Source organism: Pseudomonas sp. GW821-FHT05D12 (assembly GCF_059419825.1).
In genome coordinates, this window is the sequence record NZ_JBWKSN010000004.1 from 322,461 (window position 1) to 345,357 (window position 22,897).

The 22,897-nt window shown below is 64.7% G+C and carries 19 protein-coding genes; 8 read left to right on the plus strand and 11 right to left on the minus strand.

Translation table 11 applies throughout. From position 1 onward, the window contains the following. Positions 1-6 precede the first annotated feature (6 nt). The 6 genes from AC07SI_RS09490 to AC07SI_RS09515 all read right to left on the minus strand — a co-directional run bounded on the left by AC07SI_RS09490 (position 7) and on the right by AC07SI_RS09515 (position 7,305). The gene (locus AC07SI_RS09490; RefSeq protein WP_106804413.1) at positions 7-684 is read right to left on the minus strand and encodes an SOS response-associated peptidase; all 678 of its coding nucleotides are present in this window, start codon (positions 682-684) and stop codon (positions 7-9) included. Positions 685-745: 61 nt separating this feature from the next. Continuing rightward, positions 746-2,158 (minus strand): aspartate ammonia-lyase, encoded by a 1,413-nt coding sequence (locus tag AC07SI_RS09495; RefSeq protein ID WP_495005602.1) that lies wholly within the window; start codon positions 2,156-2,158, stop codon positions 746-748. Further along, positions 2,145-3,134, minus strand: a complete 990-nt coding sequence (locus AC07SI_RS09500; RefSeq protein ID WP_106804412.1) for a LysR family transcriptional regulator — start codon at positions 3,132-3,134, stop codon at positions 2,145-2,147. The genes AC07SI_RS09495 and AC07SI_RS09500 overlap by 14 nt, the downstream gene beginning before the upstream one ends. Before the next feature lie 32 nt (positions 3,135-3,166). Next, positions 3,167-4,537: an MFS transporter gene (locus AC07SI_RS09505; protein ID WP_495005603.1), complete on the minus strand. Its 1,371-nt coding sequence runs from the start codon at positions 4,535-4,537 to the stop codon at positions 3,167-3,169. Between the two features lie 261 nt (positions 4,538-4,798). Then, positions 4,799-5,521, minus strand: a complete 723-nt coding sequence (locus AC07SI_RS09510; protein ID WP_065905797.1) for a FadR/GntR family transcriptional regulator — start codon at positions 5,519-5,521, stop codon at positions 4,799-4,801. 47 nt (positions 5,522-5,568) lie between these two features. Beyond that, entirely contained in the window at positions 5,569-7,305 is a 1,737-nt protein-coding gene (locus AC07SI_RS09515) for an IlvD/Edd family dehydratase (protein ID WP_106804410.1), read from the minus strand. Positions 7,306-7,497: 192 nt separating this feature from the next. On the opposite strand from AC07SI_RS09515, the gene AC07SI_RS09520 reads away from it, so the two are divergent. From AC07SI_RS09520 to AC07SI_RS09540, 5 genes are read left to right on the plus strand one after another with little or no spacing between them, the layout of a single operon-like run. Continuing rightward, entirely contained in the window at positions 7,498-8,820 is a 1,323-nt protein-coding gene (locus tag AC07SI_RS09520) for an MFS transporter (protein WP_495005604.1), read from the plus strand. A 15-nt stretch (positions 8,821-8,835) separates the two neighbouring features. After that, the gene (gene araD1 / locus AC07SI_RS09525; protein WP_495005605.1) at positions 8,836-9,825 is read left to right on the plus strand and encodes an AraD1 family protein; all 990 of its coding nucleotides are present in this window, start codon (positions 8,836-8,838) and stop codon (positions 9,823-9,825) included. A 10-nt stretch (positions 9,826-9,835) separates the two neighbouring features. Next, the gene (locus AC07SI_RS09530) at positions 9,836-11,416 is read left to right on the plus strand and encodes an aldehyde dehydrogenase (NADP(+)) (RefSeq protein WP_106804407.1); all 1,581 of its coding nucleotides are present in this window, start codon (positions 9,836-9,838) and stop codon (positions 11,414-11,416) included. 20 nt (positions 11,417-11,436) lie between these two features. Beyond that, on the plus strand, positions 11,437-12,300 hold the full coding sequence (locus AC07SI_RS09535; RefSeq protein ID WP_495005606.1) for an SMP-30/gluconolactonase/LRE family protein: 864 nt from the start codon (positions 11,437-11,439) through the stop codon (positions 12,298-12,300). A gap of 37 nt (positions 12,301-12,337) precedes the next feature. Next, positions 12,338-13,342, plus strand: a complete 1,005-nt coding sequence (locus tag AC07SI_RS09540; RefSeq protein WP_065905809.1) for a substrate-binding domain-containing protein — start codon at positions 12,338-12,340, stop codon at positions 13,340-13,342. Between the two features lie 102 nt (positions 13,343-13,444). Here AC07SI_RS09540 and AC07SI_RS09545 read toward each other — a convergent pair whose 3' ends face one another. Next, a complete protein-coding gene (locus AC07SI_RS09545; protein ID WP_106804405.1) occupies positions 13,445-14,593 on the minus strand; it encodes an aldose epimerase family protein in 1,149 nt (382 codons plus the stop codon). A 137-nt stretch (positions 14,594-14,730) separates the two neighbouring features. Here AC07SI_RS09545 and AC07SI_RS09550 point away from each other — a divergent pair, with 137 nt between their 5' ends. Continuing rightward, entirely contained in the window at positions 14,731-15,498 is a 768-nt protein-coding gene (locus AC07SI_RS09550; RefSeq protein WP_495005607.1) for an SDR family NAD(P)-dependent oxidoreductase, read from the plus strand. 18 nt (positions 15,499-15,516) lie between these two features. Here the strand turns inward: AC07SI_RS09550 and AC07SI_RS09555 are convergent, their stop codons facing one another. The 3 genes from AC07SI_RS09555 to AC07SI_RS09565 are packed head-to-tail and all read right to left on the minus strand — an operon-like array spanning position 15,517 to position 17,665. After that, positions 15,517-16,119, minus strand: coding sequence for a glutathione S-transferase family protein (locus AC07SI_RS09555; RefSeq protein ID WP_065905816.1), 603 nt, complete (start codon positions 16,117-16,119; stop codon positions 15,517-15,519). Positions 16,120-16,157: 38 nt separating this feature from the next. After that, entirely contained in the window at positions 16,158-16,670 is a 513-nt protein-coding gene (gene mug, locus AC07SI_RS09560) for a G/U mismatch-specific DNA glycosylase (protein WP_495005608.1), read from the minus strand. Beyond that, entirely contained in the window at positions 16,667-17,665 is a 999-nt protein-coding gene (locus AC07SI_RS09565) for an AraC family transcriptional regulator (protein WP_201146368.1), read from the minus strand. Before AC07SI_RS09565 ends, mug begins: the two co-directional genes overlap by 4 nt. Positions 17,666-17,729: 64 nt before the next feature. On the opposite strand from AC07SI_RS09565, the gene AC07SI_RS09570 reads away from it, so the two are divergent. After that, positions 17,730-18,956, plus strand: coding sequence for an MFS transporter (locus tag AC07SI_RS09570; RefSeq protein ID WP_201144022.1), 1,227 nt, complete (start codon positions 17,730-17,732; stop codon positions 18,954-18,956). Positions 18,957-18,968: 12 nt separating this feature from the next. On the opposite strand, the gene AC07SI_RS09575 is transcribed toward AC07SI_RS09570, so the two are convergent. Further along, the gene (locus AC07SI_RS09575; protein WP_207200648.1) at positions 18,969-19,442 is read right to left on the minus strand and encodes a MarR family winged helix-turn-helix transcriptional regulator; all 474 of its coding nucleotides are present in this window, start codon (positions 19,440-19,442) and stop codon (positions 18,969-18,971) included. A 275-nt stretch (positions 19,443-19,717) separates the two neighbouring features. Here AC07SI_RS09575 and AC07SI_RS09580 point away from each other — a divergent pair, with 275 nt between their 5' ends. After that, the gene (locus AC07SI_RS09580) at positions 19,718-22,897 is read left to right on the plus strand and encodes an efflux RND transporter permease subunit (protein WP_495005609.1); all 3,180 of its coding nucleotides are present in this window, start codon (positions 19,718-19,720) and stop codon (positions 22,895-22,897) included.

The following is a 22,897-nucleotide window of genomic DNA, read 5'->3' on the forward strand; positions in this document are numbered from 1 at the left end:
AACCGCCTAGCCGGCGACGGGCTCAATCAAGCCCGGCCCGTCGTTGCGTGTATTGCCCACCGCAGTGCCGACCTTGAACCATTCAAACACTTCGCTGGGTTCGCCCTGGAACAACAGCAACTGCTCGGCACGCGCTCGCGGCGTTGCCGGGTCGAGCCATTCACGCGCCAGCGCCGGATTGAGCACCACCGGCCGCCGGTCGTGAATGTCGACCATGCCGCCGGCGCTGTCAGCGGTGATGATCACAAACCCGTCGTGCTCGCCCGCGCCTTCATCGGCGTCGGGCAGTTGGCCGATGGCGGCGCACAACACCGGCGCGCCGTCCCGGCGACGGATCAGGTAGGGCTGCTTTTTCGGGCCGCCTTCGTCCACCCATTCAAACCAGTTGTCTACCGGCACAATGGCGCGGTGCGGCCAGATCGCGCGGAAGAAAGCCCCCTGGGCGACTTTTTCCACGCGGGCATTGATGGGCGCCGCACGGTCCCTGGCCCAATGCGGGCGCCAGCCCCAGCGCACCCGATCGGCGTGCAGCACATCCTGCTCCAGGTGCAACAGCGCAACCGGCGTCGACGGCGCGACGTTGTAGCGCGCCTGGTCGCCTGCGTTATCGACCCAGGCATTGGGCATGCTCAAGGCCGCGACAAAGTCATGAATGCCCCGGTACTGCGTCAATCGTCCGCACATGGCTGAACCCTCCGGCTAAGCCTTGAGCGTAGACGCTGACGGTGTAACGGCCCACCGGGTGTCAGCCCTCGAACACCGGCCGCGAGGAGCGCTCGATTGCGGCCATGGCCTCGGCCTGGCTCATCAGCCCGGACGCTTCCAGGATCGACAGCAGTGAACGCCCCTGTGCCACCGATTGGCGTGCCAGCTGGCTGACACGGGCGTAGCCCAGCTGCGGCACCAAGGCGGTGGCGACGGCCATCGATGCGGTCAGGTGCTGCTCGTTGCGCGACGTATCGGCGGTGATCCCGTTGATGCACTTTTCGCGAAACCGCTGGATGCCCTGGGTCAGCAGCGCAATGCTGTCGAACACGCGGGACGCCACCAGCGGCTCATAGTGGTTGATCTCCAGCTGGCCCGCCTGCACCGCCTGCGCCACCGCCGCATCGTTGCCGATCACTGCAAAGCTCAGTTGGATCATTGCCATCGGCAGTACCGGGTTGACCTTGCCGGGCATGATCGAGGAGCCGGCCTGGGCCTCGGGCAGTTTCAATTCGCCGATCCCGCCCACCGGCCCGGACGACAGCAGGGTCAGGTCCGAAGCGATCTTGGCCAGGGATGCCGAGCACGTGCGCAGTTCGGCGGAGACCCGCGAAAACACATCCATGTTCTGCATGGCGTCGAAGGCATTCTCCGGGGCCTGGTACTCGATGCCCGTGATCTGCACCAGATGCTGATAGACCGACGCGCGATACGCCGCCGGCGCGCCGAACCCGGTGCCAATGGCAGTGCCGCCCAGAGGCAGGGTCTGCAGTTTTTCACGCACGGCCGCCAGCTCCGCACCGAGGCGATGGGTGAGGGCGGCATACCCGGAAAACAGCTGGCCGAGGCGCATCGGCTGGGCGTCCTGCAGGCAGGTGCGGCCCAGGTGCAGGACATCGGCAAATTGCTCGGCTTTCTGGTCGAAGCGGGCGGCCAGCTGGGCCACTTCATCGATCAGCGGCCCGAGCATCGCGTGGGTGGCGATCTTCAGGGCCGCCGGGTAGACATCATTGGTCGATTGCGAGGCATTGACGTGGTCGTTGGGGTGCACCACCTCGTATGAGCCCGCCGCGTGCCCCAGCAACTGCTGCGCGCGATTGGCGATGACTTCGTTGAAGTTCATGTTGGTGGAGGTGCCGCCGGAGCCTTCCAGCAGATCGACGATCAGCGAGTCATCGCAGCGGCCGGCGATCACTTCGCCACAGGCCTGCACAATCGCCTCGCACTGCGGCTGGGCAATAACGCCGCAGCCGCGATTGGCCAGGGCGGCTGCCCACTTGCACTGGGCAAAGGCGTCGCGAAACGCCGTGTAGTGGGCGATGGTCAACGGTGACACGCTGAGGTTGTCGAACCCGCGTACCGAGTTGACCCCATACAACTTGCCGGCGGGAATGTGCACTTCACCGACGTAATCGGTTTCCAGTCGTGCAGCGGCAGCATCAAAAGTACTCACGAGCATCACCCTCTTCTATTTGAATTAACGCCTCCACCCCTGTGCCCAGGGCCTTGAGCCTGGGCAGGAAGGAATGGAGGATCACATTGCGCGCCGTTTCGCAGGCATCGGCGAAAAAGGCGCTGTATTCATCACGTCGCGCCACCAGGTACAGCGAGCGCTCCAGGTGCAGGTCCGGGGTGAGGTGCGCGGTCACTTTGTCCACCCACGAAGCGGCCTGCAGAAAACACATCGGGCTGGTCACCGCCCAGCCGATGCCCTCGGCGACCATCGAGGTCAACGCATCGGCGTTATCCAGTTCCAGGCGGTTGGGCACCCGCACATTCAGGCTGCGCAGGTGCCGCTCGATCTGCAGGCCCACCTGGGACATGCGGTTGAAGCGCACCACCGGCAGTACGTTGGCCAGCGCGCGCACATCCTCGATCGAGTTGATCTCGCTGCGCAGCTGGTTGGGCGTGATCACAAAGTACTTCTCTGAAAACAGCCGGTAGCGAATCACGTCGTTGGCGTCCATCAGCGGGTCGCTGGTGACGATCAGGTCGAGGTCGCGGCGCAGCAGGGACTCGCCTTGTTGCGGGCTGAGCCCGGTGCGAATCGACAGCTGCGCCACCTTGCCCAGCAATTGCCGGGTGAACACCGAACCGCAGGTGGCGGCGAAGGAGTCCACCAGGCCGATGCGCAGGTCCGGATTGACGCCGCGCCCGGCGTCGATCACCTGGGCCTTGAGGTGGGACAACTCCTCGCTCAACACCGAGCCGCGATTGCGCAAGGCCACGCCGAACGCGGTCAGGGCCAGCGGGCGGGTGGTGCGGTCGACCAGCACCACACCGAGTTCGTCTTCCAGCTGGCGCACCATCTGCGACACCCCGGACTGGGAAATACCCATGCGCGTTGCAGCGCCCGACATGCTGCCTTCCTCGGCCACCGCGATGAACACCTGGACCGCATACATGTCGATAAGCCTGTTCGCTGACATCTTCATCCTCGCTCGCTGACGCGCTTCAACGGTTACTTCGGCGTACGCCCCACGGGAGTGGACAGCGCCGGCGATAACCCTGGGTCGGTATCGGGCGTGACGCCCGACAAGTCTTCCTTGCTGGTTTCCGGTGCAAACAAATGGCAGAACACGCCGCCGACGACCAGCACGCCGACGCACACGCCCAGCGCCGCGTGCACCCCGACTTGCTGCACCGCGACGGGCAGCAGGAAGGTCGCCACCGCCGAGCCGAAGCGGCTGGCGGCCACGGCCAGGCCGATCCCCGAGGCGCGCAGGTGGGTGGGGAACAATTCCGGCGGGTAGACAAATTCCAGGTTCACCGCGGCCGCCATCACGCAGGCAAAAAAGCCGAAGGCGAGGATGGTGCCCAGTGGGCCGAAGCCGGCGTAGGCAAGCATGGCCAGGCCGGCTGCGCTGAGGTAGAAGGTGCCGACCAGGAAGACCCGGCGCGACAGGCGGTCGATCACCAGCAGGCCGAGCAGGGCACCGACCAGCAACAGCACGTTGTAGACCAGGCCGCCGGCAAATTTGTCCTGCACATTCAGTGCTTCCAGCACCCTGGGGGCGAAGGTGCCCAGGGCGAAGAACGGAATCACCTGGCAGGTGTAGAACACGCAACCGACCAGGGTGTTCTTGCGCCAGCGTCGGCTGAACAACTCGCCCCAGCGGCTTTGTTGTCCGCGCGTGTTGGCCTGGGCAGCCGGGGCGGGCAGGTAGACGTGCGGCCCGAACTTGCTGCGCACAATCGCCAGGGCTTCCTCGCTGCGCCCACGTGCCATCAGCCAGATGGGCGATTCCGGCACGCCCAGGCGCAGCGGCAGGATCAGCAAGGCGGGGACACCGCTGAGGGCGAGCATCAGGCGCCAGGCATCCGGGCCGATATCGCGGATCGCAAACCCGACCAGGTAGGCTGCCACATAACCCGCCGCCCAGGCCGCCGCCAGGACGCTGAGCAAGCGTCCACGGTAGCGGCGGGGGGCGAACTCGGTCACCAGGGACTTGCTCACTACATAGTCGAACCCCAGCACCAGGCCGAGCAACAGGCGCAGCGCGAGCAATTGCTCGGGGGACGTGACGAAGAACTGCGAAGCGGAAATCACCGCGAACAGCAGCATGTCCCAGGCGAAAATCGTGCGTCGGCCGAACCTGTCAGCAATCGGCCCGGCGCACAGGCTGCCCAGGAACAGCCCCGCCAGCGAGGCGGCGCCGAGCAAGCCCATCCAGAGCGCCGTCAACTGCAGCGGCCCCGCCGCCATGCTCACGGCGATGCCGATGATACCCAGCACGAACCCGTCACTGAACTGACCGCCTGTGCCGCTGAACACCGTTCGGATATGGAAGCGGCTCAGCGGAAGGTCTTCGAACGCTACTTGACCACTCATTCGTCTCTCCCCTTGCATTTTTATAGGTGTGGGATCCGGTGCCTGGGCATCGGTTGAGCAGGAGTCTAGGGCGGTCACTTCACGAAATCAGCAGACGCTTGATGAGTATCAAGATAGCTGATACTGGGCGCCGGGATTCTTGAAACTCTGGCCTGCGCGGCGTTGACGGCGCGGTCGAGCGGGGGGGCTTTTGACCAGGTAAAAAGGGCGCAGATCGCTCGCGCCCTCGTTGGGGCGCGCGCGGTATCTGGAAAGGGGGAGTTAAAGCGGGGTCAGCACATTCATGACCGTGTCCAGCGCCACACGGGTGTCATCCAGTTGCACCAGCGAGGCATGCCGCGCGCCAAGTGCGTCGCGGTTCTGGATCGCGGTGAGAATCGCCTTGTGCCGAGGCAGGCTCAGGCCCTGGATGTCCGGGCGGCGGTTGGTGATGTTGATCGACTCGCGCAGCGGCAACGAGAGCATGTTGCACATGTAGGCAAGCAGGTCGTTGCGGGTGGCGTCGGCGATGGCGCGGTGGAAGTCCAGGTCAGCTTGCAGCAGCTGTTCGTGGGTCTGCGCGGTTTCCATGCCCCGGTAGGCTTTTTCGATGGTGGCGATGTCTTCAGCGGTGGCGGTGGTCGCGGCCATGGCGGCGATTTCCGGTTCGAGAATGCGCCGCACGCCCGCCAGGGTGTTGAAGAACTCACTGTGTGGCGTGGTCTGCATCAGCCAGGACAGCACGTCCGGGTCGAGGAGGTGCCATTTCAACCGCGGCCGCACCACTGCGCCGACCCGTGGTTTGGAGTACACCAGGCCCTTCGCGCTGAGCACGCGGGTCGCCTCACGCAAGACCGACCGGCTGACCTTGTATTCCTCGCAGAGCGTGGCCTCCATGGGCAGCCGTTCTTCGGGCTTGAAGCGACCGGAAACGATGTGCATGCCCAAGTCCTGGACGATCTGGGCATGCATGCTCTTGCGCGGCTTGGACGGCTGGTGATCCATAACTGGGAAGATGCTCTGGCTAAATAGGCGGCATCATAGCATCCCAATTAGTGGGAATGCCGGGGGACTTCCGCACCTCGGCAGCCCACCAGGAAGTCAAAGTCGCAACCCTGGTCAGCCTGCAGCACATGGTCGATGTACAGCTGGCGATAGCCGCCGACGATGAGCTTCTGCGGCGGCGCCAGGTCCGCCATGCGCGCCGCCAGCTCGGCATCGGGGATGTCCAGGTGCAGGCGGCCGTTGGCGCAGTCGAGTTCGATCCAGTCGCCTTCCTGCACCGTGGCCAGTGGCCCGCCGGCCGCGGCTTCCGGCGCAACGTGCAACACCACCGTGCCGTAGGCGGTGCCGCTCATGCGCGCATCGGAAATCCGCACCATGTCGGTCACGCCCTGGGCCAGCAGCTTGGCCGGCAGGCCCATGTTGCCGACCTCGGCCATGCCTGGATAACCCTTGGGCCCGCAGTTTTTCATGACCAGGATCGAGTTGGCATCCACCTCCAGCTCCGGATCGTTGATGCGCGCCTTGTACATGTCGAAGTTCTCGAACACCACCGCGCGACCCCGGTGCTGCATCAGCTCGGGGCTCGCCGCCGACGGCTTGAGCACCGCACCGAGGGGCGCCAGGTTGCCGCGCAGCACGCAGATGCCGCCGTCCGCGCGGATCGGGTTGTCGAGGGTGCGGATCACTTCGTCCTGGCCGTAGATCGGCGAGTCCTTAGTGTTTTCGCCGAGGGACTTGCCGTTGACGGTCAGCGCGTTCGGGTGCGGGATCAGGTTGGCTTCACCCAGGCGGCGCAGCACCGCGGGCAGGCCGCCGGCGTAGTAGAACTCCTCCATCAGGAACCGCCCGGACGGCTGCAGGTCGACGATGGTCGGCACGCCCCGGCCCATGCGGGTCCAGTCATCCAGGTCAAGCTCGACGCCGATGCGCCCGGCGATGGCCTTGAGGTGGATCACCGCGTTGGTCGAGCCGCCGATGGCCGCGTTGACGCGAATGGCGTTTTCAAACGCTGCCTTGGTGAGGATCTTCGACAGCTTCAAGTCTTCGCGCACCATCTCCACCGCGCGCATGCCGGACATATGCGCCAGCACATAGCGGCGCGCATCCACCGCCGGAATCGCCGCGTTGTGCGGCAGCGACGTGCCCAGCGCCTCGGCCATGCAGGCCATGGTCGACGCGGTGCCCATGGTGTTGCAGGTGCCCGCCGAACGCGACATGCCGCCCTCGGCCGCGAGGAAATCGTCCAGGGTGATGGTGCCGGCCTTGACCTGTTCGCTGAGCTGCCACACCACCGTGCCCGAGCCGATGTCCTGGCCCTTGTGCTTACCGTTGAGCATCGGCCCGCCGGTGACCACGATGGCCGGCACGTCGCAACTGGCGGCGCCCATCAGCAGGGCGGGGGTGGTCTTGTCACAGCCGGTCAGCAGCACCACGCCGTCGATGGGGTTGCCGCGAATCGCTTCCTCCACGTCCATGCTCGCCAGGTTGCGGGTGAGCATGGCCGTGGGGCGCAGGTTCGATTCGCCGTTGGAGAACACCGGGAATTCCACCGGGAAGCCACCGGCCTCGATCACACCGCGTTTGACGTGCTCGGCGATCTGGCGAAAGTGCGCGTTGCACGGCGTCAGCTCCGACCAAGTGTTGCAGATACCGATGATCGGCTTGCCATGGAACTGATGGTCGGCGATGCCTTGGTTCTTCATCCAGCTGCGGTACATGAAGCCGTTTTTGTCGGCGGTACCAAACCACTGGGCAGAGCGTAGGCCGGGCTTTTTGTCAGGCATGATCGATTCTCTTATTGTATGACTATATGTTCTAAGCTGGCTTAAACATAAGCGCAAAGACTCGGCTTTGGAAGTGTTGTTTTGCAAATAGTCATACTATATAGTCGGTCCAACTGAGGTATGGCCCTGGCGGATTTTCGCGAGAGGCGTCCCCCGAGCTTCTATAAAAACAACAATCGGAGATCGACCCCCATGAGCCAGGAGCTGCGGCTTATTCGGCGCATCACGCTGAAACTGATTCCCTTCCTGATCCTGCTGTACCTGATCGCCTACGTGGACCGTTCCGCCGTGGGCTTCGCCAAGTTGCACATGGGCGCCGACGTCGGCATCGGTGACGCCGCCTATGGCCTGGGCGCGGGGTTGTTCTTCATTGGCTACTTCCTGTTCGAGATTCCCAGCAACCTGATGCTCGACCGCTTCGGTGCGCGGCGCTGGTTCGCACGGATCATGATCACCTGGGGCGCAATCACCATCGGCATGGCGTTCGTGCAAGGCCCGCACAGTTTCTATGTGATGCGTTTCCTGCTCGGCGCGGCGGAGGCGGGGTTCTTTCCGGGCGTGCTGTACTACATCACCCAGTGGTTCCCGGTGCGCCATCGCGGCAAGATCCTCGGGCTGTTCATCCTGTCCCAGCCGATTGCGATGATGATCACCGGCCCGGTGTCCGGCGGCCTGCTGGGCATGGACGGCATCCTCGGCCTGCACGGCTGGCAGTGGCTGTTCATAGTGATCGGCACCCCGGCGATCCTGCTCACCTGGCCGGTGTTGCGCTACTTGCCGGACGGCCCCCAGCAGGTCAAGTGGATGAGCGATGACGAAAAAAACTGGCTCACCGGTGAACTGGCCAAGGACCTGCAAGCCTACGGCCAGACCCGCCATGGCAACCCGCTGCACGCGCTCAAGGACAAACGCGTGTTGCTGCTGGCGCTGTTCTACCTGCCCGTGACCCTGAGCATCTATGGCCTGGGCCTGTGGCTGCCGACCCTGATCAAGCAGTTCGGCGGCAGCGACCTGGTCACCGGTTTCATCTCGGCGGTGCCGTACATTTTCGGGATCATCGGCCTGCTGATCATCCCGCGCAGTTCCGACCGCCTTAACGACCGCTACGGCCACCTGGCGGTGCTCTACGTGCTGGGTGCCATCGGTTTGTTCTGCAGCGCCTGGCTGAGTGCGCCGGTGCTGCAAATGGCGGCGCTGAGCCTGGCGGCATTCGCGCTGTTTTCCTGCACGGCGGTGTTCTGGACCTTGCCGGGGCGCTTCTTCGCCGGCGCGAGTGCAGCGGCGGGGATCGCCTTGATCAACTCCGTGGGCAACCTCGGCGGCTACATCGGCCCATTCGTGATCGGCGCGCTCAAGGAGTACACCGGCAACCTGGCGTCGGGCCTGTACTTTTTGTCCGCGGTGATGGTGTTCGGGCTGGTCTTGACCGGCGTGGTCTACCGCGTGCTGGAGCGCAAGCATGCGCTGCCCGCCGACCAGTTTGCCGCCAGTGCGCGTGGCGCCACACGTACTTAATCGAGGAGAAGCTTCATGCGTTTAGTCCAGTTCGAGTTGCACAACGGTGAGCGCCGGGTCGGCGTGGTGGAAGGCGCCAACGTGCGCGAAGTGAATGCCGCGCGCAGCGTGCGTGAGGTGGCGCTGGCCGCCATCGACGCCGGCGTGGGCCTGGCGCAACAGGTGGATAGCCTGGGCCTGGGTGAGCGTTACGACTACGCCACACTGCTGGCCGACCTGAAGATTTTGCCGCCACTGGATCATCCCGATCCCGCGCACATGCTGATCAGCGGCACCGGCCTGACTCACCTGGGCAGCGCCGCCGCGCGCGACAAGATGCACCAGGCCGGCGACGAGAGCACCTTGACCGACACCATGCGCATCTTCAAATGGGGCGTGGAGGGCGGCAAGCCAGCGGCCGGCGAGGTGGGCGTGCAACCGGAGTGGTTCTACAAGGGCGACGGCAGCATTGTCGTGCGCCCCGGCCAGGCGTTCCCGGTGCCGCCGTTTGCCGACGACGCCGGCGAAGAGCCGGAAATCGGCGGCCTCTACGTGATCGGCCCGGACCGCAAGCCTTATCGCCTGGGGTTTGCGGTGGGCAACGAGTTCTCCGACCACGTGATGGAGCGCAAGAACTACCTGTACCTGGCCCATTCCAAGCTGCGCAGTTGCAGCTTCGGCCCCGAGCTGCGCGTGGGCGAGTTGCCCCAGCACCTGGCGGGCACCAGTCGCCTGCTGCGCGACGGCGAGGTGATCTGGCAGAACGAATTCCTCAGTGGCGAAGCGAATATGTGCCACAGCCTCGACAATCTTGAGTATCACCACTTCAAATACCGTCAATTCCTCACGCCGGGCGATGTGCACATTCATTTCTTCGGCACCGCCACGCTGTCATTCGCCGACGGTATACGTACCCAACCGGGCGATGTGTTCGAGATCAGCCAGGCCGAGTTCGGCGCGCCGCTGGTCAACAGTGTCGGCAGCGCCGACGCGGCATTCGAACCCGGCCACGTCATCAGTCTTTAAGGAGAGTTTCATGACCCTGTTCCTCGGCCACAACTACATCGGCGGCCAGCGCAGCGCCCTCGGCAGCATCACGCTGCAAAGCCTGGATGCAACCACCGGCGAAGCCTTGCCGCAGGATTTCTACCAGGCCACGCCGCAGGAAGTCGACGCCGCCGCCAAGGCCGCTGCGGCCGCTTACCCGGCGTACCGTGGGTTGAGTGCCGCGCGCCGCGCGCAGTTCCTGGAGGCGGTGGCCGACGAGTTGGACGCGTTGGGCGATGACTTTGTGGCGCTGGTGTGCCGTGAAACGGCATTGCCCGCTGCGCGGATCAACGGCGAACGCGGGCGGACCAGCGGGCAGATGCGCCTGTTCGCCACCGTGCTGCGTCGCGGCGATTTCTACGGCGCGCGTATCGACAAGGCCTTGCCGCAGCGCCAACCTTTGCCGCGCCCGGATTTGCGCCAGTACCGCATCGGCCTGGGTCCCGTGGCAGTGTTTGGCGCGAGCAATTTCCCCCTGGCGTTTTCCACCGCAGGCGGTGACACCGCCGCGGCTTTGGCGGCGGGATGCCCGGTGGTGTTCAAGGCCCACAGCGGGCATATGGCGACGGCCGAGCGCGTCGCCGATGCCATCCTCCGGGCGGCCGAGGCCACCGGGATGCCGGCGGGGGTGTTCAATATGATCTTCGGCGGCGGCGTCGGTGAAGCGCTGGTCAAGCACCCGGCAATCCAGGCGGTGGGCTTTACCGGCTCGCTCAAGGGCGGGCGCGCCTTGTGCGATATGGCGGCCGCGCGCCCGCAGCCGATCCCGGTGTTTGCCGAGATGTCGAGCATCAACCCGGTAATCGTGCTGCCGCAGGCGTTGCACGCCAGGGCAGACAGCATCGCTCGCGACCTGACCGCCTCGGTGGTGCAAGGCTGCGGCCAGTTCTGCACCAATCCGGGCCTGGTGATTGGCATTGCTTCGCCCGCGTTCACCGCGTTCACCCAGCAGGTCGCGCAGTTGATCGACGCTCAGCCGGCGCAAACCATGCTCAACGCCGGCACCTTGAGCAGCTACGGCAACGGCCTGGCCAAGCTCCTGGCGCACCCCGGCATTCAGCACCTGGCCGGCAGTGCCCAGGCGGGCAATCAGGCCCAGCCGCAGTTGTTCAAGGCTGATGTGCGCCTGCTGATTGACGGTGACGAAGTGCTGCAGGAAGAGGTATTCGGCCCCACCACGGTGTTCGTCGAAGTCGCGGACCAGGCCCAACTCAGCGCCGCCCTGCAAGGCCTGCACGGCCAGCTCACCGCGACGATCATTGGCGAGCCGCACGACCTGCAACAGTTCGCCGAACTCACGCCGTTGCTGGAACAGAAGGTCGGCCGCATCCTGCTCAACGGCTACCCGACCGGCGTCGAAGTCTGCGATTCGATGGTGCACGGCGGTCCGTACCCGGCGACTTCGGACGCGCGGGGCACCTCGGTCGGCACCTTGGCCATCGAGCGTTTCCTGCGCCCGGTGTGCTTCCAGAATTACCCTGATAGCCTGCTGCCCGACGCGTTGAAAAACGCCAACCCGTTGCGTATCCAGCGCTTGGTGGATGGCACGCCATCACGCGAGTCGCTGTAAAACCCTGATCAGGAGGTTTCATGTCGTTGAGCGCAGTGACCGCGCACCGTGCGCAATTGGGCGAAGCGCCGTTCTGGGATGCACCGACCCAGGCGCTGTATTGGGTCAACATCGCCGGCAAACAGGCCCTGCGCCTGATGGGCGGGCAGTTGCAGGTGTGGCAGTTGCCCGAGCATGTCTCGGCCTTTATCCCGTGTGAACGCGGCGATGCGCTGGTGACCTTGAGCAGTGGGGTCTACCGCCTCGACCTGGCCACCGAGGCCCTGACCCTGCTGTGTGTGGCCGACCCGCAGGCGGGCAACCGTGGCAATGAAGCGCGCTGTGATGCCCAGGGCCGGCTCTGGCTGGGCACCATGCAGAACAATATCGGCGAGCAGGGTGAAGACCTGCCGATCACCCGTCGCTCCGGTGGCCTGTTTCGCATCGACGCCGATGGGCAGGTCACGCCGCTGCTGCACGGCCTGGGTATTCCCAACACCTTGCTGTGGAGCGACGACGGTCGCCAGGTGCATTTTGGCGACAGCATGGACGGCACCCTGTACCGGCACGTGATCCAGGCCGATGGCCAACTCGACCCGGGCCAGGTGTGGTTCGGCCCGCACGCGCGCGGTGGGCCGGATGGCTCGGCGATGGACGTCGAAGGCTATCTCTGGAACGCCCGCTGGGACGGCAGCTGCCTGCTGCGCCTGACGCCGGACGGGCAGGTGGACCGCGTCATCGAGCTGCCCGTCAGCCGCCCGACCAGTTGCGTGTTCGGTGGCCCGGACCTGACCACGCTGTACATCACCAGCGCCGCCAGCCCCTTGGATCATCCCCTCGATGGCGCGGTACTCGCCATCGAGGTCGACGTGCCAGGCAAGCCCTGTCACCGCTTTGCCGGTTAACCCCAGACATTCAAAAACAACAACAAGGAGTCACCGTATGAATCGTCGTCGTGGTTTGCGTTCCCTGTGCTGCGCCGCTGTGGCGGTCTCGGCCCTGAGCTTGAGCGGGCTGTTGCTGGCCGCTGAAGAGGTGAAGATCGGTTTTCTGGTCAAGCAGGCTGAAGAGCCGTGGTTCCAGACCGAATGGGCCTTCGCCGAAAAAGCCGGCAAGGAACACGGCTTCACCGTGATCAAGATCGCCGTCCCCGATGGCGAGAAGACCCTCTCGGCCATCGACAGCCTGGCGGCCAACGGCGCCAAGGGCTTTGTCATCTGCCCGCCGGACGTATCACTGGGCCCGGCCATCGTCGCCAAGGCCAAGGCCAATGGCCTGAAAGTGATTGCCGTGGATGACCGCTTTGTCGATGCCAAGGGCAACTTCATGGAGGACGTGCCGTACCTCGGCATGGCGGCCTTCGAAGTCGGCCAGAAGCAGGGCGCGGCCATGGCCGCCGAGGCGAAAAAACGCGGCTGGGACTGGAAGGACACCTATGCGGTGATCAACACCTTCAATGAACTCGACACCGGCAAGAAGCGCACCGACGGCTCGGTCAAGTCTCTTGAAGATGCCGGCATGCCCAAGGATCACATCCTGTTCACCGCCGCCAAGACCCTCGACGTCCCAGGCAGCATGGACGCCACCAACTCGGCCCTGGTCAAGCTGCCCGGCGGCGCGAAAAACCTGATCATCGGCGGCATGAACGACAACACCGTGCTCGGCGGCGTGCGCGCCACCGAAAGCGCTGGCTTCAAGGCCGCCAACGTGATCGGCATCGGCATCAATGGCACCGACGCCATCGGCGAACTGAAGAAAGCCGAGAGCGGTTTCTTCGGCTCGATGCTGCCCAGCCCGCACATTGAGGGCTACAACACTGCGCTGATGATGTACGAGTGGGTGACCAAAGGCACCGAGCCGCCGAAGTACACCGCGATGGACGAGGTGACCCTGATCACCCGCGAGAACTTCAAGCAGGAGCTGGAAAAAATCGGCTTGTGGAACTGAGGCTGGGCGGCACCGTGTGACGATCAAAAATGGCAGCGGGCTGGCTTGCGAAGGCGTGGGTGACTGACACCACGCTTTCGCGAGCCGGCCCGCTCGCTGCGGTTAATCGGCGGAGAATTTGAACACGGTGTGCTGGGTGTAGGTTTGCCCCGGGTCCAGGCGCGTCGAGGCAAAGCCCGGCTGGTTCGGCGCATCGGGAAAGTGCTGGGTTTCCAGGGTGAAACCGCTCCAGTGCGCGTAGGTCTTGCCCGCTTTGCCCTTCACCGTCCCATCCAGGAAATTGCTGGTATAGAACTGCACGCCGGGCTCGGTGGTGTACAGCTGCAGACGCCGACCCGACGCCGGGTCATGCACGTCGGCCGCCAGCTGTTTGATGTCGCCCCGGGTATCCAGCGCCCAGTTGAAATCAAACCCGCCTTGCTTTGGCTCGGCGAACTTGAGCTGCGGGTGATCGTCCTTGAGGTGCTGGCCGATCGGCGTGGGTTTCAGGAAGTCCATCGGCGTGCCTTTGACCGGTGCCAGTTCGCCGGTGGGGATCAAGGTGGCATTGACGGGCGTGTAGTGGCTGGCATGCAAGGTGGCGACGTGCTTGAGGATGTCACCGTTGCCGGCGCCGGCCAGGTTGAAGTAGCTGTGGTTGGTCAGGTTGAGCACCGTGGGTTTGTCGGTGGTGGCCTGGTAGTCGATGTGCAGCTCGTTGTTGTCGTTGAGGCGGTAGGTGACCTCGGTTTTCAGGTTGCCGGGAAAGCCCATTTCACCGTCCTTGGACAGGTAGCTCAGCTTCACCCCGACAGAGCCCTTGTCGTTGACCGGCTCGGCCTTCCACACGTGCTTGTCGAAACCCTGGGCACCGCCGTGCAGCGAGTTGGGACCATCGTTGAGCGGCACCTGGTAACGCGTGCCGTCGAGTTCAAAGGTGCCCCCGGCCAGGCGGTTGCCGAAGCGCCCGATGGTCGCGCCGAAAAACGCCGTGCCGGCCTGGTAGCCCTGGACGCTGTCGAAGCCGAGCACCACGTCTTCGACCTTGCCGTGTTTGTCCGGCACTTTCAGCGACTGCAGCACGCCGCCGTAGGTGATCACCGTGGCCTGCATGCCGTGGCTGTTGCGCAGGATGTACTGTTCGACGGCGGTGCCGTCGTTGGTTTTGCCGAAGGGTTTATGTTCGCTGCTGAGCCCTGCGGCCTGGGCGCCACCGCTGGCAACCAGCAGGGACATGGCGAGGCCCGAGAGCAGGTATCGAGGGTGCTTCATGGTCGAACTTCCTTTTGTTGTTTTGTAGGAATAGTTCTACTAATGTGCGATATTTCGTGGTGGAGACAGCAGATTTATAGCCTTTAACTACGTATTTGCAAAATAAAATAAGACTAATTAGGCGAGGCGAACGCGATATGAGTATCCAGCAGGCTGTTTATCCCGACCTCAGGGACAAGGTCGTTCTGATCTCCGGAGGGGCTTCGGGGATTGGCGAGTCCATGGTGCGCGCCTTCGCTGCGCAGGGCGCCCGGGTCGGGTTTGTCGACCGCGCCCAGAGCCAGGGCGAGCGCCTGGCGGCGCTGCTCGTTTCACAGGGGCACAGCGTCGAATTCGGCCATTGCGATATCACCGACGAGATCGCCTACAAGGCGGCCATCGCGCGTTTCGAGCACTCGCTGGGGCCGATCACCGTGCTGGTGAACAACGCGGCGAATGACGTGCGTCACACCCTGGAGGAGGTCGATTCGGATACCTTCGACAAACTGATTTCCGTCAACCTCAAACACGCCTTTTTCGCCGCCAAGGCCGTGGTGCCGATGATGAAAGCCGCAGGTTTCGGGTCGATCATCAACCTCGGTTCGGTCGGCTGGATGATGGCCTCGGCCGGCTACCCGGTGTACGCCGCCAGCAAGGCCGCCGCGCATGGCATGACCCGCGCCCTGGCGCGCGAGCTGGGGCCGAGCCGGATTCGCGTCAACACGTTGGTGCCCGGCTGGGTGATGACCGAAAAGCAGCTGGCGATGTGGGTGGACGATGCGGCCAGGGACCTGATCAGTCGCAGCCAGTGCCTGCCGGGCAGCGTGCTGCCGGGGCATATCGCCAACATGGCGTTGTTCCTGGCCTCGGACGCGTCGGCGATGTGCTCGGCGCAGAACTTCATCGTCGACGGCGGCTGGGTCTGATGCCAGGCCCCGGAGGGCTTACTCGATCGGGTATTGCTTGAAGGCGGGATGCTGTTCCAGCCGCTCGGCGTGACGTCGCACATGGGGAAAGGCCTCCGCCTTCACCACCGACGCCACGGTGAGCTGGCTGAAAGACCAGGCCACTGCCGCCGTCAGCGAGGCCTGGGTCAGTGCTTCACTGTCGTTATCGGCCAAGTGCTTGTCGAGCAGCGAATAGGCGGCGAGCAATTGGCCGCTGATGCGCTCAAGCCAGGGGGCATGCAGCTTCTCGGCTGGCCGCAGGTTGTGTTCGTAGACGATCTGTACGCTTTTCTCGCAGGCCGCCAGCGCCAGGCCCAGCGCATGCAAGTCCCGGGCGAGTGCCGTGGGCTGCTCGGGCAGCAGCTTTTTCCCGGCCGGGGCCAGCGCTTCCAGGTAATCGAGGATCAGGTTGGAGTCCATCAACACCGTGCCGTCGTCCAGCACCAGCGTAGGGGCCTTGACCACCGGGTTGACCTGCGCAAACTCGTCGAAGGTGCGGAACACCGACAACGATTCATGCACGAAGTCGATTCCGTACAACTCCAGGGAAATGGCCACGCGGCGAACGTAGGGCGAGTCCAGCATGCCGATCAGTTTCATTGAGCCTCCATTGCTACCAGGGTGATGGGCCGAAGAGATTAAGGGCAATCGCTTGCCCTGCGCAATTGCTGATACGCCTGCACCAACTGCTCCAGGCTGAACGCCAGGTTGCGCCCACTCGGGTTGGGCAACACCCACACCGACGCTCCGCCCAGCAGCTGCGGCTGCAACCCCCAGGCAATCTCGCGCTGAGCGGACGAGGCGCTGTAGCCGGCCTTGCCGAGGAAGGCGACGACACGTGGCGCATATCGGCGGATTTTTTCTTCGAAGGCCGCCGCCGCATCGGTGAATTCATGCCGGGCCAGCTCGCCTGCACTGGCGGTGGGACGCTCGACCACGGTGGTCAGGCCGCAGCGGTAGTGCAGCAGCGTGGGGCCGTCTTCGGGGCGGATTTCATGCGGGGTGAAACCGGCCAGGTGCAAGGTGCGCCAGAAGCGGTTGCTGCGGTTGGCAAAGTGCAGGCCGAGGGCGGCGGAGCCTTTGCCGGGGTTTATGCCGCAGAACACCACGTCCAGGTGGTCGGCGAGAATGTCTTCGAGCCGCTCGTTCATGCCGGGCTCCGCAAGCCTTGGCGGCTGGCGCCGGGCGGTTGCCCGGTGATGCGTTTATAGGCGCGGCTGAACGCCGCCTGGGAGGTGTAGCCGAGCCGCAACGCGACGGCTTCGATGGGTAAGCGCTCCAGGGTCAACCATTGGGCCGCCAGGCGCATGCGCAACTCGGTCACGTAGCGCAGCGGCGGGATGCCGAGGGTGGCCTGGAACCGATCGGCAAACACCGAGCGCGAGGTATGACAATGCGCCGCCAACTCGGCCACGCTCCAGTCACGCCCCGGTTGCTGGTGCAGGGCGAGCAGGGCGCCAGCCAGGCGCGGGTCACGCAACGCAGCCACCAGCCCCGAGGCATTGCCGCAGGCACATTCGACCCAGCCGCGCACGATCATTGCCGCTACCACATCGGCCAGGCGCGCGAGAATCCCCGCGTAACCGATACGCGCGCTGGAGACTTCGCGCTCCATCACCGCCAGGATCGGCATCAGGCCAGGGTAACGCTGGCCGCCGGCGTCGATCAGCATCAAGGCCGGCATCAGGCTGCCGAGGCCTTGCAGGCTGTCGAGTTCGAACGCCATGCAGGCGCTGAACAACAGGGTGCAGGAGGGCGTCTCGGGCGAGGCATTCACCGCGCAGACGCTATCGCCCAGCGGCGCGGCGTCGAAGTCGGTGATGTCCTGCACGCAAGCCTGCGGGCTGGAGACCAGCGCGTGTGCGCCACCGTGGGCGATAAACACGGCATTGCCCGCCGACAGCTCGTAGAGGCTGCCGTCTTCCAGGCGCAAGGTGGCGCACCCGGCGGCGAGAAAGTGGAAATACGCATGCCCGGGCTTGGCCGCAAAGCTCACCCCGAACACCGGCCCGGCCTGGATGCGTCGGTACTGCACGCCGCTGAGGCGCATGCTGCGCAGCAGTTCATTGATCAGCTCGGAGGACACGTCAAAAGCGTTCTGGGCGGTCATGTTCGGGGTTTCGATCAAAAACTCAAGGGTTTGCATCATAGATCATCCTGAGGGCCACACCTAGACTGGCCGCCACGCTAATAGCCTGAGGATGTCTGTGATGAACGAATGTGTGTCCCATGCCCCTGTCGACAGCAGGGCCGAGCCGGCCACCCCGGCGTGGATGGCAGTGTTTTCCCTGGCGATGGGGGTGTTCGGCCTGTTGACCGCCGAATACCTGCCCGCCAGCCTGCTGACGCCGATGGCGCTGGACCTTGGCGTGTCCGAGGCCCTGGCCGGGCAGGCAGTGACGGTGACGGCGGTGGTGGCGTTGTTCGCCGGCCTGCTGGTGCCAGGCCTGACCCGTGGCATCGACCGACGCGTGGTGCTGCTGGGGTTTTCCACGCTGATGATCGCGTCCAACCTGCTGGTGGCGTGCTCGTCCAGCCTGTGGGTGCTGCTGGTGATGCGCGTGCTGCTCGGCATTGCCCTTGGAGGTTTCTGGAGCATGGCCGCGGCCGTCGCGATGCGGCTGGTGCCGGCGGCGCTGTTGGCGCGTGCGCTGTCGATCATATTCAGTGGCATTGCGCTGGGCACCGTGGTTGCCGTGCCGCTGGGCAGCTACCTCGGCGGTCTCTACGGTTGGCGCAGTGCGTTTCTCGCCGCAGCGGCGGTGGGGGGAGTGACGCTGGCCTTCCAACTGTTGACGTTGCCGCGCCTGGCGCCGACTGGCACTGCGCGCCTGCGCACCGTGCTGGAGGTGCTGCTGCGTCCGGGTATCGCCATCGGCATGTTCGGCTGCGTGCTGGTACACACCGCGCATTTCGCGCTCTTCACCTATATCCGGCCGTTCCTGGAAAGCACTACCGGGGTTGGCAGCGAAGGGCTGGCGCTGATGCTGCTCGGGTTCGGCGTGGCGAACTTTGCCGGCACGTTACTGGCCGGTTGGCTGCTGGTGCGCCATCCCCGTACCACCCTGGTGCTGATGCCCTTGCTGGTGGGCGTGGCCGCGCTGGCGCTGGTGCTGCTGCCGGCGTCACTGCCGGGGCAGGCGCTGCTGCTGGCGCTGTGGGGCATGGCGTTTGGTGGCGTGCCGGTCGCGTGGTCGAACTGGGTGGCCCGCGCCGTGCCGGATCAGGCCGAAAGCGCCGGCGGCATGGTGGTGGCATCGGTGCAATCGGCGATTGCCGCCGGGGCGGCAGGGGGAGGGGTGATGTTCAGTCTCAGCGGGATCAACGGGGTGTTTATCGCCGGCGGCGTGCTGATGGTGGTGGCGGCCGGGTTGATCGCGCTGCGGGTACAGGTGCCGGGGCACGCCGGCGCCGCAGGTGTGGCGCTGCACGTCTAGGCCGGGTGGGCGTCAGTCGTCTGCCTGGGCCAGCAAGGCCTGGGCAAACGCGTCAGAGGCAATCAGGTCCAGGGTCTGGCGCAGCTGGGCCGCGGCTTCACGGCCGAAGGCGAGGTCAAAGCGCTCGGCCATTTTGTTCGAAATGCGCTTGGCGGCCGCATGGGTCTGCACGCCTTGCTCGGTCAGCAGCACGCGCCGCGTGCGGCGGTCGAGTTCGTCCACGCGCAACTCTACCAACCCATCGCGTACCAGCGGCTTGAGTGTGTGGCCGAGTGCCGAGAGGTCCATTACCAGGGTTTGCGCCAGCTCGCCCATCTTCGGCGTGCCGGCCTTGGCGATATGGTTGAGCACCGCGTACTGGGTGGCTTTCAACCCGCAGGGCGCGTAGGCCTCGTCATAGATCTGGCCCAGGCGCCGCGAGGTGCGGCGCACGGCACCGTTTACGCAGGCACTGGGGTTGTCTGTGCAAGGCTTGGCGGATTTCAAGGGCGGATACTCTCTGATACAAAACTCGACGCTGGCGATTATGCCTGCCAGACCTCTCAGGACAAGGCCTTTCAGACCGGAGATGCCCTTTAGATGAATACTGAGACAGCTTGAAACAAATTAGTTGCGTACGCCACTAAATTCGATATTGTGGCGTATGCCTCTTTGTGACTTGGATGTCGCTGCAAACTCCCCAGGATCCACATGGGGCGAGGCGGGAAAACGGCATGGCAACGCCTGCTGGCTCATCCAACCCCCTGTCCGGATCACCTTCTATGCTGAGCCTCGTGCGCATCGCATTGCGGCGCCCCTATACCTTCCTGGTATTGGCTATTTTCATCCTGATCATCGGCCCGCTCGCGGCCTGGCGCACGCCCACGGATATCTTCCCGGAGATCCGCATCCCGGTGATCGCGGTAATCTGGCAGTACACCGGTCTGCCGCCCGACCAGATGGCGGGGCGCATCACCTCGCCGTTCGAGCGGGTGCTGACCACCACCGTGAACGACATCCGCCATATCGAGGCGCAGTCGATGAACGGCTACGGGATCGTCAAGATCTTCTTCCAGCCGGGCGTCAACATCAGCACCGCCAACGCCCAAGTAACGTCGGTGTCCCAGGCGATCCTGCGCCAACTGCCGCCCAGTACCGTACCGCCGCTGGTGCTCAACTACAGCGCCTCTACCGTGCCTATCGTGCAACTGGCGCTGTCGGGCCCCGGCCTGAGCGAGCAGCGCCTCGGGGATATCGGCCTCAACCAGGTGCGCCTGATGCTCACCAGCGTGCCCGGTGCAGCCTTGCCATACCCGTTCGGCGGCAAGAGTCGCCAGGTGCAGATCGACCTCGATTCGGCGCGCATGCAAGCCCGTGGCCTGTCGGCGCAGGATGTCGCCACGGCCCTGGCCACGCAGAACCTGATCACCCCGGTGGGCACGCAGAAGATCGGCAGCTACGAGTTCAACCTGCAACTGAATAACGCCCCGTCGGATTTCCATGACCTGGAAAACCTGCCGATCAAGACCGCCGACGGCACCACGGTGTTGATCCGCGACGTGGCCACCGTGCGCGACGGCAACCCGCCGCAAACCAACATCGTGCACGTCAACGGCAACCGCTCGGTGCTGCTGCCGGTGCTCAAGACCGGTTCGGCGTCGACCCTGGGCGTGGTCGCCGGGATCAAGGAAAAACTCGCCGACAACAAGGCCGCCTTGCCGCCCAACCTGAATATCGACCTGATCGGCGACCAGTCGCTGTTCGTGCGCTCGGCCATCAGCGGCGTGGCGCGTGAAGGCCTGATCGCGGCGGCGTTGACCAGCCTGATGATCCTGTTGTTTCTCGGCAGCTGGCGCTCGACGGTGATCATCGCCACCTCGATCCCGCTGGCGATCCTGGCCTCGATCGCCACGCTCTCGGCCCTCGGCGAAACCCTGAATATCATGACCCTGGGTGGCCTGGCGCTGGCGGTGGGGATCCTGGTGGACGACGCCACGGTGACCATCGAGAACATCAACTGGCACCTGGAGCAGGGCAAGCCGGTGGAGGCCGCGATTCTCGACGGCGCCGCGCAGATCGTCACCCCGGCGTTCGTGTCGCTGTTGTGTATCTGCATCGTGTTCGTGCCGATGTTCTTTCTCGACGGCGTGGCGCGCTTCCTGTTTGTGCCGATGGCCGAAGCGGTGATCTTCGCCATGATTGCCTCGTTCATCCTGTCGCGAACCCTTGTGCCGACCCTCGCCAACTACCTGCTCAAGCCGCATGTGCATGGCGAAGCCGGGCCTGCGCCGTCACGCAATCCGCTGGTGAATTTCCAGCGCGGTTTCGAACGGCGTTTCGAAGCGTTTCGCGAGCGTTACCACGGTGTCCTCGACACCGCCTTGCACCATCGCCGCACGGTGGTGATCGGCCTGCTGGCGTTTGTCGCGGTGTCGTTCGCGCTGGTGCCGTTCCTTGGGCGCAACTTCTTCCCCGAGGTCGATTCCGGGCTGATCCTGCTGCATGTGCGGGCGCCGGTCGGCACGCGGGTGGAAAGCAATGCGCGCCTGATCGCCGATATCGAAAACGCGATCCGGCGCAAGATTCCCGCCTCCGAACTCAAGGCCCTGGTCGACAATATCGGCCTGTCCATCAGCGGCATCAACGTGGTGTACAACAACACCGGCACCGTGGGTTCCCAGGACAGCGATATCCAGATCAGCCTCAACGAAGACCACCGCCCGACCGCCGAATACATGCGCGAACTGCGCGAAACCCTGCCACGGGAATTCCCCAGCGCGGTGTTCTCGTTCCCGGCCTCGGACATCGTCGGGCAGATCCTCAACTTCGGCTCGTCGGCGCCTATCGACCTGCAGATCACCGGCAATAACCTTGCGGGCAACTTCACCTATGCGAGTGCCTTGCTGCGCGATATTCGCCGGGTGCCCGGTGTAGTGGATGCGCGCATCCAGCAGTCGCGGCAATTGCCGACTTTCAATATCGACGTCGACCGCACTCGCGCGCAGTTGGTCGGGCTGACCGAGCGCGATGTGACCAACAGCCTGGTGGTCAACCTCGCTGGTTCCAGCCAGGTGGCGCCGACATTCTGGTTGAACCCGGCCAACGGGATTTCCTATCCGATCGTCATGCAGACCCCGCAATACAGCCTCGACACCCTGGCAGCACTGCACAACCTGCCGTTGAGCGGCAGCGCCGGCGCGGCCACCGACCAGACCCTTGGCGGCCTGGCGAACATCCAGCGCAGCCACGGCAACTCGGTGTTCACCCAGTCGGATATCCAGCCGGTGGTCGAGGTGCTCACGGCGATCCAGGACCGTGACCTGGGGGGCGTCGCGGCGGATATCCAGAAGATCATTGCAGCCCACGCCGGTGAGGTGCCGACCGGCTCGAAAGTGATCCTGCAGGGCCAGGTGCAGACCATGAACGCGGCGTTCAGCGGCTTGCTGTTCGGGCTGCTCGGCGCGGTGGTGCTGATCTACCTGCTGATCGTGGTCAACTTCCAGTCCTGGGCCGATCCGTTTGTGATCATCACCGCGTTGCCGGCGGCGCTGGCGGGCATCGTGTGGATGCTGTTCGTGACGCACACGCCGCTGTCGGTGCCGGCGCTGACGGGGGCGATCATGTGCATGGGCGTGGCCACTGCCAACGCCATCCTGGTGGTGAGCTTCTGCCGTGAACGCCTGGCGGTGCACGGCGATGCGGTACAGGCCGCCTTGGAGGCCGGCTTCACCCGTCTGCGCCCGGTGCTGATGACCGCCATCTCGATGATCATCGGCATGGCGCCGATGGCCCTGGGCCTGGGCGAGGGCGGCGAGCAGAACGCGCCGCTGGGCCGTGCGGTGATCGGTGGCCTGGCGTTTGCCACCGTCGCCACGTTGATTCTGGTTCCGCTGATTTTCAGTCTGGTCCACGGGCGTCGCCAGCACGCCCGGGTTGCGACCACCGTTACCCAAGGGGTTTGA